Annotated in this window: 11 protein-coding genes; all 11 read left to right on the top strand. The window is 65.5% G+C overall.

Annotated features, from left to right (window positions below):
- Positions 1-31 precede the first annotated feature (31 nt).
- Positions 32-1,138 (top strand): ABC transporter permease, encoded by a 1,107-nt coding sequence (locus tag DC347_RS13160; protein WP_109045776.1) that lies wholly within the window; start codon positions 32-34, stop codon positions 1,136-1,138.
- Positions 1,135-1,863 (top strand): ABC transporter ATP-binding protein, encoded by a 729-nt coding sequence (locus tag DC347_RS13155; RefSeq protein WP_109045775.1) that lies wholly within the window; start codon positions 1,135-1,137, stop codon positions 1,861-1,863. Before DC347_RS13160 ends, DC347_RS13155 begins: the two co-directional genes overlap by 4 nt.
- On the top strand, positions 1,860-2,537 hold the full coding sequence (locus DC347_RS13150; protein WP_109045774.1) for a TIGR00730 family Rossman fold protein: 678 nt from the start codon (positions 1,860-1,862) through the stop codon (positions 2,535-2,537). Before DC347_RS13155 ends, DC347_RS13150 begins: the two co-directional genes overlap by 4 nt.
- Positions 2,538-3,067: 530 nt before the next feature.
- Positions 3,068-3,331 carry an SHOCT domain-containing protein gene (locus DC347_RS13140; protein ID WP_109045773.1) on the top strand — a complete coding sequence of 88 codons (264 nt, stop codon included), beginning with the start codon at positions 3,068-3,070 and terminating at the stop codon, positions 3,329-3,331.
- A gap of 170 nt (positions 3,332-3,501) precedes the next feature.
- Positions 3,502-6,108 (top strand): cation-translocating P-type ATPase, encoded by a 2,607-nt coding sequence (locus DC347_RS13135; protein ID WP_109045798.1) that lies wholly within the window; start codon positions 3,502-3,504, stop codon positions 6,106-6,108.
- An 11-nt stretch (positions 6,109-6,119) separates the two neighbouring features.
- A complete protein-coding gene (locus tag DC347_RS13130; protein WP_109045772.1) occupies positions 6,120-7,481 on the top strand; it encodes a phenylacetate--CoA ligase family protein in 1,362 nt (453 codons plus the stop codon).
- Between the two features lie 84 nt (positions 7,482-7,565).
- Positions 7,566-9,995: a phosphoketolase gene (locus tag DC347_RS13125; RefSeq protein WP_109045771.1), complete on the top strand. Its 2,430-nt coding sequence runs from the start codon at positions 7,566-7,568 to the stop codon at positions 9,993-9,995.
- 1 nt (position 9,996) lies between these two features.
- The gene (locus DC347_RS13120) at positions 9,997-13,260 is read left to right on the top strand and encodes a beta-phosphoglucomutase family hydrolase (RefSeq protein WP_109045770.1); all 3,264 of its coding nucleotides are present in this window, start codon (positions 9,997-9,999) and stop codon (positions 13,258-13,260) included.
- The gene (locus tag DC347_RS13115) at positions 13,253-14,317 is read left to right on the top strand and encodes a type II glyceraldehyde-3-phosphate dehydrogenase (RefSeq protein WP_109045769.1); all 1,065 of its coding nucleotides are present in this window, start codon (positions 13,253-13,255) and stop codon (positions 14,315-14,317) included. Before DC347_RS13120 ends, DC347_RS13115 begins: the two co-directional genes overlap by 8 nt.
- Complete coding sequence (locus tag DC347_RS13110; RefSeq protein WP_109045768.1) at positions 14,314-14,619, top strand: DUF2933 domain-containing protein; 306 nt, start codon at positions 14,314-14,316, stop codon at positions 14,617-14,619. The genes DC347_RS13115 and DC347_RS13110 overlap by 4 nt, the downstream gene beginning before the upstream one ends.
- Complete coding sequence (locus tag DC347_RS13105; protein ID WP_109045767.1) at positions 14,609-15,286, top strand: isoprenylcysteine carboxylmethyltransferase family protein; 678 nt, start codon at positions 14,609-14,611, stop codon at positions 15,284-15,286. The genes DC347_RS13110 and DC347_RS13105 overlap by 11 nt, the downstream gene beginning before the upstream one ends.
- Positions 15,287-15,326 lie beyond the last annotated feature (40 nt).

Raw genomic sequence — 15,326 nt, 5'->3', positions numbered from 1 at the left:
GGCGGGCCCAGGCACCCCAGGAAGTAGCGCCATGCTCTTCCTGGCAATAAAGAACCTGGTCCAGGAAAAGACCCGGCTGCTGATCAGCGTCGGCGGGGTCGCGTTCAGCGTGCTGCTGATCATGAGCATCCAGGGCCTGTACCAGGGCTGGAGCAACAAGATCGGCGAATACATCCGCACCCTCCCGGCCGATTACTGGATCACCCAGACCGGCGCGACGGACATGTTCCACACCCCGTCCGTGCTGCCCCTGACCGTCCGGGACTTCCTCACCGGGGTTGACGGGGTCTCCAGCGCCAAACCGTTCAGCGGCCGCCGGGTCGCGTTCGCGCACAACGGCAAGGACATCAACCTCTACGTCATCGCCGACGACACTGAGAACAACGTCGGCGCCCCGGCCCGGGTGGTGGATGGCAAGTCCGTCCCCGGCAAGGGCGAAATCATCATCGACCGGGTGGTCGGGCGCAGCCAGGACATCCGGATCGGGGACACCATCCCGGTCGCCGGCCGGACGCTGAAAGTCTCCGGCTACTCCGAGGGGGGATACATTCTCAGCTTCTCCTTCGCGTTCGCCACCAAAGAGGACGCCGAAAGCATCCTCCAGCTTCCCGGGGCCACCAACTTCTTCCTCGTCACCGTCAAAGACGGCAGTAACGCGGGCGCGGTCGCAGAACGGATCGAGGCCGACCCGGCTGTGGACGCCATCACCAAGGACAGGTTCGTGGAGAACAACACGAACATCGTCCGGGACACGTTCCTGCCCATCATCCTGGTGCTGCTGTTCATCGGGATTGCCGTGGGCATGACCGTCATCGGCCTGACCATCTTCACCTCAACCATCGAAAAGGCACGCGAATACGGTGTCCTGAAAGCCATCGGTGTGAGCAACCGCCAGCTCTACACCGTCGTGATCGAACAGGCCATCACCGCGGCCGTGCTCGGGTACCTCCTCGGAGCGGCCCTGGCCCTTGCTGTCAATGCGGCCGCAGGAACCTATGTGCCGGAGTTCATCACGGAAATCCGATGGCTGGACGCCGCCTGGATCCTCGCGGTCACCCTGGTGATGGCCGTGGTGGCGTCACTGCTGCCGGTGCGCCGGCTGTCCCGCATCGATCCGGCGGAGGTGTTCCGGGCATGAGCGTTGTCACCGTCCAGGACGTATCCAAGACCTTCGGGTCCGGCCACACCGCAGTGACCGCCGTGGACCACGTATCCCTGAGCGTCGACGCCGGGGACATCGTGCTCGTCATGGGTCCCTCCGGGTCCGGAAAGACAACCCTGCTGTCCATGATTGGCACCCTCATGTCCCCCACGAGCGGCCGGATCCTCATCGCCGGCCAGGACACCTCCACCCTTTCTCCGGCACAACTGTCCCGGATGCGGCTGCGCGAATTCGGTTTCGTCTTCCAGACCTTCAACCTGCTCTCGGCCCTCACCGCGGAGGAAAACGTCATGATGCCCCTGCTCACGGCCGGCGTGCCCCGGAAACAGGCGCGGGCCAAAGCCCGGGCCGCCCTGGAACAGCTCCGGCTCGGACACCGGCTGCGGAACCTCCCCCGGGATCTCTCCGGCGGGGAAAAGCAGCGGGTGGCCATCGCCCGGTCCCTCGCCAACGATCCCCGGCTGATCCTCGCCGATGAACCGACCGCCAACCTCGACGGAAAAACAGGGCAGGACGTGACCCTGCTCCTGTGCGAAACGGCCTGCAGCGAAAACAGGGCCGTCATCATCGTCAGCCACGACCAGCGGCTGCGGACCGCCGCAAAACGCGTCATCACCATCGAAGACGGCCGTCTGAGCACCGAAGAAGCCGGGGAACACAACCTGCATTGCAGCATGCACCCGGAAGCGGCGCCGACATGAAGATGACCGACCAGGAACTGCTAGTAGCCCTCGCGGACCCGGCCGAGGACCCGGCCCGGCTGGAACGGATCAGCACCGAAATCAAGACCGGATTCGGTCTGCTCTCACCCCGGCTCGGCAAAGCGGTCGCGGTCTTCGGCTCCGCCCGGCCCGGGCCCTCGGATCCCCGCTACGCCGTGGCCCGGGCCCTGGGCGCAGGGTGCGCGGAGGCCGGGTTCGCGGTCATCACCGGCGGCGGACCCGGCCTGATGGAAGCGGCCAACCGCGGCGCCATGGAAGCCGGCGGCACCTCCGTCGGGCTCGGCATCGAACTTCCCCGCGAACAGTCGCTGAACCCCTACCTCGATGTGTCCATGACCTTCCGGTACTTCTTTGCCCGCAAGCTCATGTTCGTCCGCTACGCCTCGGCTTTCGTGGTCCTTCCCGGCGGATTCGGCACACTGGATGAACTCTTTGAGGCACTGACCCTCGTCCAGACCGGAAAAATCCACGAATTCCCCGTCGTCCTGATCGGAACCGCGCACTGGGCCGGGCTCACGGACTGGATCCGGGACCGGCTCCAGGACCAGGGCTTCATCACGCCCGAAGACATCCGCCTGCTGCGGTGCACCGACGACATCGACGAGGCCGTCGAACTAATCCGGCAGTGCCACCTGCGCCAGCTCGCCCGGTGAACCCGGAGGCGCGATGAACCCGACGGGCACGGACCAGACCAGAAGCGCCCCCTGCCCGGCCATAATGCTCGGCATCACCGCAGCCTGGGGCCTGTGCTTCCTGGCGATCCGGCTCGGGCTCCAGGACGCCCCGGTCCTGTGGTTCGCCGCCCTCCGGGCGCTGATCGCGGCGTCGGAGTGGCTGCTGCGCTGCTTCTCAGAGCAGGCGTGCTGTCTTCTCCGTGGGCTGCGCACCTGGTGCGAGGCATCTTGCCGGGCTTGGCTTACGACAGCCGTGTACTCCTGGCGGGACCTACTCACCGCGCGAACACCTTGTGCCTGTCATCGGCAGCGGCCTCTCCCTGCTCCTCTCCGGAAACAGCCACCAGCCTGTGCCGAGCGGGTAGCGGCACCTTGTTCTTCCTTCTGGCTGGTAGGCGCAAACTCCCCAGCAGGCCATGCGTGGGACCAAAGCCTCTGATGCGCCAGGCCGCGCGGCAGCATAGTGAAGCCCAGAGGATGAGGCGCGCGCAAGGAAGAAGGAACCGACCATGATGTTCTGGGACGGAAGCATGGGTACCTGGGGGTACGTCATGATGGTGGTGAGCTTCGTACTTTTTTGGGGTGCCATCATCTCTGCTCTCGTGATCCTGGCACGTTCGACAAGCGGCGGTGGTCGACGGTATGACAGCGGCGGATCCGCAGTATCGCGCGCAGGGCTGGCCGAGACCCTCCTCGCCGAACGCTTTGCCCGCGGTGAGATCGACGAGAGCGAATACGCAGCCCGCCTGACCGTGCTTCGACGCAAACCATGAAATTGGTGTCCCGACTTTCCCTAGATAACTTGAAGTATACCCCCTTGGGGTATACGTTCGGGGTAACCGGAAAGCGACGTCAAGGGCAACCCCCTCACGCAGTGAAGGTCTGGAAACGGGGTTCCCGAGCGATGCTCGGCTTCCTCAAGCACGCCTGCGAAAGGACGATCATGACAATTCAACCCAACCCCGCCCATGGAAGAGCGGCAACGCCGGAGCTAAAGAGCACTGTTGTGGAAGTCCGTGGCCTGCACTGGGCCACATCCAAAGCGGTCATAGAGCGGGTCCTCTCGCAGCGGCCCGGAGTTGCAGGGGTTGAGGCGAACCCCGTTGCTCAAACCGCGACCGTGAGCTTTGACCCGTCCGTGACCTCGGTGAAGCAGATTTCCGGGTGGGTCCGGGACTGCGGCTATCACTGCCGCGGGGAGTCCGTCCCCGACCACGTCTGCTACCCGATGGAAGAACACCACACCGCCGGGATGAAGCACGCCACGCTCACGACGAAGAGCACTGCCCACCCGCACACCGGTCACGCCCATCCCGGTACAGCACCGGCCGGGCCACCACAGGCGATGGAGCACGTTCACCACACCGGCCATGCCCCTGCACCGGCGGAACCGGGCACAGAGCATACCCACCCGGCGACGGACGCCCACGCCGGCCACGCAGGGCACGGCCCGGGGATGCAGGGTGGGATGGCCCGTACCCCGCAGGACATGATGGGGCACGGAGGCCACCACGGCGGGATGTCGATGGATGACATGGTCAAGGACATGCGCAACCGTTTCCTGGTCGCAGCGGTCCTGTCGATCGGTGTGACGCTTTGGTCCCCGATGGGCCGGGACATGCTCGGCTTCACCGCCCCGACACCGTTCGGGCTCCGCGATGACGTCATGGCTCTGATCCTGTCCCTTCCGGTCATCTTCTACTCCGCCTGGATCTTCTTCGACGGGGCCTACCGGGCGCTTAAGGCCCGCACCCTGGACATGATGGTCCTGGTCGCAATCGCCGTGGGCACCGGATGGCTCTACAGCGTCTGGGTCACCCTCACCGGGGGCGGCGAGGTGTTTTATGAAGCCGCGACCGTCCTGGCCTCCTTCGTGCTGCTGGGCCACTGGTTCGAAATGCGGGCCCGCGGCGGGGCGAACGAGGCCATCCGCACCCTGCTCGAGCTCGCCCCGCCGGTCGCGGTTGTGATCCGCGATGGCGAGACGGTCGAGATTCCCACCTCCGACGTCCAGGTGGGGGACCTGCTGCTGGTCCGGCCGGGATCGAAAATCCCCGTCGACGGGAAAGTCGAAGAGGGCCAGTCAGAGGTCGACGAATCCATGGTCACGGGCGAGAGCCTGCCGGTGACCAAGACCATCGGATCGGACGTGATCGGCGCATCCATCAACACCACCGGTACGATGCGGATCCGGGCCACCAAGGTCGGAGCCGACACCGCCCTGGCCCAGATCGTCGCCCTCGTCCAGGAAGCCCAGAACTCCAAAGCCCCCGGCCAGCGGCTGGCCGACCGGGCCGCGTTCTGGCTCGTCCTGGTCGCCTTGATCGGCGGGACCGTGACCTTCGCGGCCTGGCTCGCCCTCGGCGCCGGGCTCCAAGCGGCCATGCTGTTCGCCATCACCGTGGTCGTCATCACCTGCCCCGACGCGCTCGGCCTGGCCACACCAACGGCCATCATGGTCGGCACCGGTCTCGGCGCCAAACGCGGCGTCCTGTTCAAGAACGCCACCGCCCTGGAAGTCTCCGCCCGGATCGACACCGTCGTGATGGACAAAACCGGCACCCTGACCAAGGGCGAGCCCGAAGTCACCGACGTCGTCGTCGAAGGCATCGACAAAAACACCCTGCTGGCACTGGTCGCCGCCGTGGAAAAGGAATCCGAACACCCCCTGGCCGCCGCAGTGGTCCGCCATGCCCAGGCGCAGGGCGTACCCGAGCTTGCGGCGACGGAGTTCCTTAATGTTCCCGGCCACGGCGCCGGAGCGACCGTGGACGGACACCGGGTCCTGGTCGGGAACCGCAAACTCATGGTCGATGAAGGCATCGACCTCGGACCCCTGGCGCAGGTGCGCGAGGAACTCGCCGGCACCGGACGGACCGCCGTGCTCGTCGCCGTGGACGGCCGGCCTGCTGCGGTGATCGCCATGGCAGATGCCGCGAGGGAGACTGCCGCCGCGGCGGTCGCTGCCCTGCACGAGGCCGGAATTGAAGTCGTGATGCTCACGGGCGACAACGAAGCCACCGGCCGCAGGATCGCCGGCCAGCTCGGCATCGACACCGTCATCGCCGAAGTGCTTCCCGGCGACAAATCAGCGAAAATCGCCGAACTTCAACAGGCCGGGAAGAAAGTCGCCATGGTCGGTGACGGCGTGAACGACGCGCCGGCCCTGGCCCAGGCCGACCTCGGTATCGCGATCGGCGCCGGCACCGACGTGGCCATCGAAACCGCCGACGTCGTCCTCATGCGCTCGGACCCGCTCGATGTGCCCATCGCGCTGCGGATCGGCAAAGGCACCCTGCGCAAAATGCGCCAGAACCTGGGCTGGGCCGTCGGATACAACGCGATAGCCCTGCCCATCGCGGCAGGAGTTTTCGCCTTCGCCGGGATCGCCCTCAGCCCCGAAATCGCGGCCCTGTCGATGTCCGGATCCAGCTTCCTCGTCGCCGTCAACGCCCTCCTGCTCAAACGGCTCCGGCTGCCCCGCCCGGAAACACCCGAAGCCACCACCACCCATGAAACCCGGCCGCTGGCCCCGGCGGGCACCCGATAGGCAACCCGCCCATGGACCCAAGCCTCATCGCCCAGGTACTGTTCCTGCGCGCCGCGTGGCGACAAAGGGACCACTGGGACGACGCCCACATCACAGCCCACCAGGAACACGCCCTCCAAGAACTCCGCCGGGCGGCCTATGCCGGCTCCGAGTTCTACCGGCACCACCACGCAGGCCTCCACAACGCCCCGTTGGACCAGCTGCCGCCCGTCACGAAAGCTGACCTGATGGAGCACTTCGACGAGGCCCTCACCACACCGGACCTCAGGCTCGCTGACCTCGAAAACCATCTACGGGCCCTCACCCAGGCCGGAGGGGATCCGGGGCTGCCCTGGCAGGGCAAATGGTGGGCCGCGGCAACAGCCGGCACCACAGGCCGGCGCGGAACCTTTGTCTGGAACCGCACCGAATGGGCGACCGTCCTGGCCTCCTACGCCCGGGCCAACGACTGGGCCGGGATCTCCGCCGGCATTACCAGGCCCCTGAAAATGGCGCTCGTCAGCTCCCGCATCCCCACCCACCAGTCCGCCGTCGTTGGAGCATCCCTGCGCTCCAAAATCGTCCCCGCCCTCCGCCTGGACGTCACCGCCCCCATGGAAGAGACGGTCGCTGCGCTGAACGGGTTCCAACCCAGGATCCTGGTCGGCTACGCCTCAGCACTCAAACCCCTCGCCGCCGAGCAGCGTGCCGGCCGCCTACGCATCGCTCCGCAAGGCGTCATGTCCGCATCCGAGGTCCTCAGCCCCCATGCAGCAGCCGAACTGGAAGCCGCCTGGGGAAGTAAACCATTCGATGTCTACGCCGCCACCGAAACGGCAGGGATCGCATCCCCCTGCACCTACCGGAACCGTCACGTCTACGAAGACCTGCTCATCATCGAGCCCGTAGACACGGCAGGAAACCCCGTCCCAAACGGAACAACCGGCGCGAAACTCCTCGTCACAGTCCTGTTTTCCCGGACCCTCCCACTCATCCGCTACGAAATGTCCGACACCATCAAACTCGGCGGGCGGGGGTGCCCCTGCGGCCGCTCCTTCACTGTGCTCCAAGACATCGAAGGCCGCCTCGAAGACGTCCTCCACCTACCAGGGGAACAAGGCACCATCCACATCCACCCAATCGTCTTCCACCACATCCTCGACGAAGCCGGATACAACGGATGGCAGGTCATCCAGGAACCGACTAAACTCCGTGTGCTCCTCGCCGGCCTCGCCCCGGGAGCCTCCACAGAAAACGTCCGCACCGCAGTAACAGCAGCGCTCAAGAAAGCCGGCGCAGCAGCCACGGACGTAGAAGTGCACATCACCGAACACCTCGAACGAACTACCCTCGGCAAAGCCCCGTTCGTCCGCGCATTGAAGGAAACACAATGAGCTGTGCCCTGCCTTCTGAGACCCAGTCTCATTGGGCAGGCACCGTCCCCGTTGCTTGTGACAGCACGAAAGGCAGGACTTCCAATGAACGACCCCCGATCTACACGTATCGAGGAATCTGTCCTCAGCCCGGCCCAGCTTGACCGCATCAATGCCTGGTGGCGGGCGGCAAACTATCTGTCAGTAGGACAGATCTACCTCATGGACAACCCGCTGCTGCGCGAACCGCTGCGCCCCGAGCACATCAAGCCGCGGCTGCTGGGGCACTGGGGCACCACCCCCGGCCTGAATTTCATTTACGCCCACCTGAACCGGGCCATCATGGACCGGGACCTGGACATGATCTACATCATGGGCCCCGGGCACGGCGGACCGGGCCCGGTGGCGTCGGCCTGGCTGGAAGGTACCTACAGCGAAACGTACCCGGACATTTCCCGGGACCTGGCAGGGATGAAGCGGCTGTTCCGCCAGTTCTCCTTTCCCGGCGGCATCCCCAGCCATGTGGCCCCGGAGACACCGGGGTCCATCCACGAGGGCGGGGAACTCGGATACGCGCTCTCGCACGCCTACGGCGCAGCGTTCGATAACCCGGACCTCATCGTGGCGGCAGTCATCGGTGACGGGGAGGCCGAGACGGGCCCGCTGGCTGCGAGCTGGCACTCGAACAAGTTCGTGAACCCGGCACGGGACGGCACCGTCCTGCCGATCCTGCACCTGAACGGCTACAAAATCGCCAACCCCACCGTCCTGGACCGGATCAGCCATGACGAACTGGACTCGCTGCTTCGCGGATACGGCCACACACCGTATTACGTCGAAGGCTCGGATCCGGAACCAATGCATCAGGACTTCGCCCGGACCCTGGACGCCTGCCTGAACGAGATTCTTGAGATTAAGCGCGCCGCCCGGGAGGACGGACGGACGGAACGGCCCCGCTGGCCCATGATCGTCCTGCGCTCTCCCAAGGGCTGGACAGGCCCGGCGGAAGTGGACGGGCTGAAGGTCGAGGGAAGCTGGCGTTCGCACCAGGTGCCGTTCACCCAGGCCCGCGAAAACGACAGCCATCGTGCCGTCCTGGAGCAGTGGCTGCGCAGCTACCGCCCCGAGGAGCTCTTCGACGACGCGGGTGCGCCGGTGGCGGCGGTCGGCGGGTTGCATCCGGCGGGGGAGCGGCGCATGAGCGCAAACCCGCACGCCAACGGAGGGCTGCTGCTTCGCGACCTGCGCATGCCAGACTTCGCCGACTATGCCGTACCCGTGGCCCACCCCGGCACCGGGGCCGTGGAATCCACCCGGATCCTGGGCACGTTCCTGCGGGACATCATGGCAGCGAACATGGACAATTTCCGGGTCTTCGCCCCGGACGAAAACAACTCCAACCGGCTCGGCGCCATATTCGACGCGACCGAGCGGGCCTGGAATGCCCGGACTGTTCCCGAGGATGACCATCTCGCCCGGAACGGGCGGGTTATGGAAATCCTCTCCGAACACACCTGCCAGGGCTGGCTGGAAGGCTACCTGCTCTCCGGCCGGCATGGATTTTTCTCCTGCTACGAGGCGTTCATCCACATCGTCGACTCCATGTTCAACCAGCACGCCAAGTGGCTGACCACGACCAACGACATCCCATGGCGCCGGCCGGTCGCTTCCCTGAACTACCTGCTGACCTCCCATGTGTGGCGGCAGGACAACAACGGGTTCTCGCACCAGGACCCGGGGTTCATCGATCATGTGATCAACAAGAAAACCGACGTCATCCGCGTCTACCTGCCACCGGACGCCAACACTCTCCTGTCCGTGGCAGACCACTGCCTGCGCAGCCACCAGTACGTCAACGTCATTGTCGCCGGCAAGCAGCCCCAACTGCAGTACCTTGACATGCATCAGGCGATCGTGCACTGCACCAAAGGCATCGGCATCTGGGACTGGGCGAGTTCGGACGCGGACAGGGAACCCGACGTCGTCATGGGCTGCGCTGGGGACGTGCCAACGATGGAAACCCTCGCCGCCGTGGACATCCTCCGCGGCCGGTTCCCGGATCTGAAGATCCGCGTGGTCAACGTTGTTGACCTCATGCGTTTGCAGGATGACACGGAACATCCCCATGGCCTCACCGGTCGGGACTTCGATGCCTTGTTCACCACCGACAAACCGGTGATCTTCGCCTACCACGGCTACCCATGGCTGATCCACCGGCTGACGTACCGCCGGACAAACCACGACAACATCCATGTCCGCGGCTACAAGGAGGAGGGCACCACCACGACCCCGTTCGATATGTGCGTGCTCAACCAACTCGACCGGTTCAACCTGGCCATCGACGTCATCGACCGGGTACCCAGGCTAAAAGACGTTTCGGCGCACGTGCGCGAGGAACTCAAGAACAGGCTCATCGAGCACCGTCAGTACATCCGCACCCATGGCGAAGACATGCCGGAAATCCGACACTGGGAGTGGACGTCCGCGCCGGGCCCCGTCACCAGCCACGCTGATGAAGTAGCGGAACCGGAATAGCATGACGCAGGTCCACTCGGGCGGCCGCCGCCCCTCCACTGCATCCGGACATGGGCCGGCATTGCCGTATCAGGCGGTACTGTTCGACATGGACGGGGTTGTTACCCAGACCGCCGTCGTCCACGCGGCGGCCTGGAAGCAGCTCTTCGACTCCGTTCTTCAGGACCCCCGGCTCACCGGGAGCCCCAGGAGGGATCCGTTCGACGAGAATACGGATTACAGGCAGTATGTCGACGGCCGGCAGCGCGAAGACGGAGTCACTGCCTTCCTCGCCTCCCGCGGCGCCGGGCTGCCGGCCGGCAGCCCGGCCGACGGGCCCGACGTCTGGTCCGTCCATGGGCTCGGCGCCCGCAAAAACGACCTGTTCCTCCAGGCCGTGACGCGCGATGGCGTCCAAGCCTACCCCGGAACCACGGCCCTGTTGGCCCGCCTGCGTGCCGCAGGCATCCCCGTGGGCCTGGTCACCGCCAGCCGAAACGCCCGGGCCTTGTTGGCCGCTGCCGGCGTTGACACCGCATTCGACGTCATCATCGACGGAGAAGTCGTCGCCGGACAGGGCCTGCCCGGCAAACCCGACCCTGCCATGTTCCTCGAGGCGCTGCGCCGGCTTGGCGTGGCACCGCGCCGCGCAGCGGTTATCGAGGATGCCGCCGCCGGTGTCCAGGCAGGACGCCGCGGCGGCTTCGGACTGGTCGTCGGCATCGACCGCGCCGGGCATCGGGAACAACTGGAACTCGCCGGCGCTGACATTGTTCTCGGCGATGTCTCTGAGCTTGATCTGGGGGCTTCACGCACCGATCCGTGGGCGCTGGTCTACGAAGGGTTCGACCCTGCCCACGAAGGCCACCGGGAAGCGTTGACCGCTCTTGGCAACGGGTACATGGCAACACGGGGCACCCGGCCGGAACGCGCTGACGACGGCGTCCACTATCCCGGGACCTATCTTGCCGGCGTCTATAACCGGACGACAAGCACCATCCACGGCCGCGATCTGGAAGAAGAGCATCTGGTCAACGTCCCCAACTGGCTGCCCTTGGATGTACGCATCGGCGACGGGCCGTGGTGGTCCACCGGGGATATTCAGGTCAGCGATGAGCGAAGCGAGCTCGACCTGCGGCGCGGCCTGTTGATTCGCCACGCAACCCTGAATGGCCCGCACGGGGAAAGACTTACCGTCGAGCAGCGTCGGCTGGTCTCCATGCACGATCCCCATCTGGCCGCACTGGAGACTACTCTGACAGCCCACGGTTTTAACGGGACCGTGGGCATCCGGGAAGGAATAGATGCCCTGGTGGCCAACACGAATGTCCGCGACTATGCCGGCACCGGGCAACGGCACCTGACCGATCCTGAATTCACCGAAACGGACAGCAGCACCGTCCTGTGCGCCGTCCAGACCAGCCAGAGCAGGATACGCATCGCCCTGGCCGTCCGGACGGTGTTCGACGGCGCCACGCCGGCAACACCCCGGGACGCCGGGAGCGACGGCGGACGCTACCAGCGACAGTTCGACCTCCGGCTGACCGACGGAGAACCCGCGACCATAACCAGGACCGCGTCGCTGGCAACCTCCCGCGACGGAGCAATTTCCTCGCCCGAGGCCGCGGCCCTGACAGCGCTTTCCCGCGCTGACGGCGGCTTCACCGCACTGCTCAAGGACCACGAAGCGGCCTGGCGGCGACTGTGGGAGCTGTTCGGAACCAGCCTCGACGGCGACCGGCAGTCCCGGCTGGTGCTCAACCTGCATGTGTTCCACCTGCTGCAGACCATCTCGGTGCATACTGCAGCCCTCGATGCCGGCGTGCCGGCCCGTGGCCTGCACGGGGAAGGGTACCGCGGGCACGTCTTCTGGGACGAACTGTTCGTCTTCCCCGTGATCGGTCTCCGGCTCCCGGACGTCAGCCGGGCCCTGCTGGAGTACCGCTGGCGCCGGCTGGATGCTGCCCGTGACGCTGCACGCACCCAGGGACTCCGGGGGGCGCTCTTCCCCTGGCAGAGCGGCAGCGACGGTCGGGAGGAGACGCCCCGCCAGCTCTACAACGCCCGGTCCGCCCGCTGGATGCCGGACAACTCCAGCCGCCAGCGCCACGTCGGACTCGCCGTCGCGTACAACGCGTGGCAGCATTTCCAGGCCACGGGGGACCGGGACTGGCTGGCGGCCCGCGGCGGGGAACTGATCATCGAAGTGACCAGGATGTTCGCCTCGCTGGCCGACTATGATCCGGCAGGGGACAGGTTCCACATTTCAGGGGTGATGGGACCTGACGAGTATCACGACGGGTACCCGGAGACGCCCGGGACCGGCCTGCGCGACAACGCGTACACCAATGTGCTGCTCTCCTGGCTGTGTGAACGCGCCGCCGATGTGCTGGCAGAACTCGCAGGCTATCCCGGCGATGACCTCACCGGACGGCTGCAGGTCACGGCGGAGGAGATCAGCCGCTGGTCCCGGCTCAGCCGCCGGCTCGCCGTGCCGTTCCATGCCGACGGAGTCCTCAGCCAGTTCGACGGTTATGAAGGCCTGGCAGAGCTTGATTGGGGGCGGTACCGCACCATGTACGGCAATGTCGGGCGGCTCGATCTGATCCTCGAAGCCGAAAACGACGCCACCAACCGGTACAAACTCGCCAAGCAGGCCGACGTCCTGATGCTGATCTACCTGTTGGGGCCAGCGGGCGTGATCAGGCAGCTGCACCGGCTCGGCTACCCGTTCACCGAGCCAGATCTGGAGCGCACCGTGGAATACTACCTGGCCCGGACCGCCAACGGATCAACCCTCAGCCGGGTGGTGCACGCCTCGGTACTGGCACGGATTGACGAATCCCGGGCCTGGCAGGTCTTCCGTGAAGCCCTGGTCGCCGATCTGGACGACACTCAGGGTGGAACCACCCGGGAAGGGATCCATCTCGGCGCGATGTCCGGGACCGTCGACATCATCAGCAGGGCTTTCGCCGGCCTTCAGACAGAGGCCCACGCGCTGACCTTTTCACCCCGGCTCCCGGCCCGGCTGGGAAGTGCCGGGTTCCAGGTCCTCTACAGGGGCCACCGCATCGATGTGTCCCTGAGCGCGGAAACGCTGCGGGTTCATCTGCAGCCCTGCAGCGCACCCCCTGTGCGGATAGGCGTCGAAGGACTCTATCAACAGCTCGCCGGCGGGGATGAAATGGACTTCTCCAGGCACCGAAGAAAACAGGAACCCTCGGGGCTGAGCACCGCCGTCGACAAAACACCGCAACCGCAAGTGGGAAGGCATACCAATGAATAAGACCAAAGTGGCCGTCAACGGATACGGAGTCATCGGCAAACGGGTAGCCGACGCCGTCCAGCTGCAGCCGGACATGGAACTGATCGGCGTCGCCGACATCATCACCGACTGGCGGATCCGCTCCGCCGCGGGACGCTTTCCCCTGTTCGCAGCCACCGCCGAAGCCCGGGACGCCATGGCCCAGGCAGGCCTGAGTATTTCCGGAGACCTGGAGGACCTGCTGGCCCAAGCGGACGTCGTCGTCGATGCGACCCCCAAACATGTGGCGGCCGGCAACCTGCCCCGCTACCGGGCGGCAGGGGTGAAAGTCATCCTGCAGGGCGGTGAATCCCACGACACCACAGGGCATTCATTCGTAGCGCAGGCCAACTACGACAGCGCACTGGGCCGGGACATGACCCGTGTCGTCTCCTGCAACACGACCAGCATCGTCAGGGTACTCGGGGCCCTACGGGATGCAGGACTGCTGGCCAAGGCCCGCGGAGTCCTCATCCGCCGGGCCACCGACCCCTGGGAATCACATCTTGGCGGGATCATGAACACCATGGTCCCGGAACCGAAAATACCGTCCCACCAGGGCCCGGACGCCAGGACCGTCCTGCCCGATCTGGACGTCGTCACGATTGCAGCCAAGGGCGCCCACACCCAGACCCATAACCACTACTGGACACTCCAGCTCACCCGGGCCGCCAGCCGGGAGGAGGTCCTCGCAGCGCTTCGTGCCGCACCCCGGATAGCCTTCATCCGGATGGCTGACGGACTGGTCGCGCTGAACTCGACCATCGAACTGATGAAGGATCTTGGCCGGCCCCGCGGAGACATGTGGGAAGTCGCCGTCTGGGAGGAACTGGTCACCGTCGACGGGGATGAGGCCTACCTGACGTACCAGGTCTACAACGAGGCCATCGTCGTACCCGAAACCATCGACGCCATCCGCGCCCTGGCCGGATCCGCCCCGGACGCAGTGACATCGATGACGATGACCGACTCAACGCTGGGCATGAGGCAGGACTTCCTCGCCGAACATCTGCCCTTCATGCCGGGAGGCCAGCCATGAACCACGACCACCAGCATCCGGCCGGCGGCCAGCCCGGGACGCCGCCTCCCGTGCAGCCCGTTCAGGACCGCAGTGCCCTGTATCTGCGTGGCGGGCTGACTGTCCTGATCATCATCGCCGTCTTCTACCTTTTGACCAATCACTGGCTGCACGTGCTGGACGCACTACCCTACGTGTTCGTGGTGGGGATGATGGCGATGCACCTGTTCGGCCACGGCGGCCACGGCGGCCACGGCGGCCACGGAGGCCACGGAGGCAGCCCCGACGGAACTGCAGGACGGAGTTCGGGCAATGTCAACTGACTTCGGGTACAACCTGTGGTTCCTGGTGATTCTGAACTCTGCAATATTCATCATCTTTGCCTTCAGTTTCGTCAAACCGAAAACGAGCCTCGACTGGCGGGCTTTCGGCGGCTTCGCCGCATTCATCGTCGCGCTGTTCACGGAGATGTACGGCTTCCCGCTGACCATCTACTTCCTCTCCGGCTGGCTGGGAAGCCAGTTCCCGAACCTGAACCTCCTGACCCACAATTCAGGACATCTCTGGCAGGACCTCATGGGGTGGCAGTGGGACCCCCACCTGAATCCTCTGCACCTGCTGAGCAATGTGCTCATAGCAGCCGGTTTCATCCTGCTTTATCGCGCATGGCAGGTTCTATATGCCGCCCAACGGGAACACCGGCTGGCTGTCACTGGTATCTATGCCCGCCTCCGCCACCCGCAGTACCTGGGGTTCCTGACCATCATGTTTGGTTTCCTGCTCCAATGGCCGACCCTCCTGACCCTGATCATGTTCCCGATTCTGCTAGTTGTTTACCATCGGCTCGCCCGCCGGGAGGAAAAAACAATGGTGGCCGAATTCGGCGAGGAATACCTCGCCTACGCCCGCCTGGTCCCAGGTTTCATCCCCCGGTCGAGCAAGAACAAAGGCGTACCGCGTATTCAGGGCGGCACTGACCAACCTCAGTAGCCATGGTTGGGCTTGCGGGGACCCGGTCAGGCGCACTCAA

The organism is Pseudarthrobacter sp. AG30 (assembly GCF_003116525.1).
Classification (GTDB): domain Bacteria; phylum Actinomycetota; class Actinomycetes; order Actinomycetales; family Micrococcaceae; genus Arthrobacter.
This window is presented reverse-complemented; position numbering and strand designations above follow the sequence as displayed.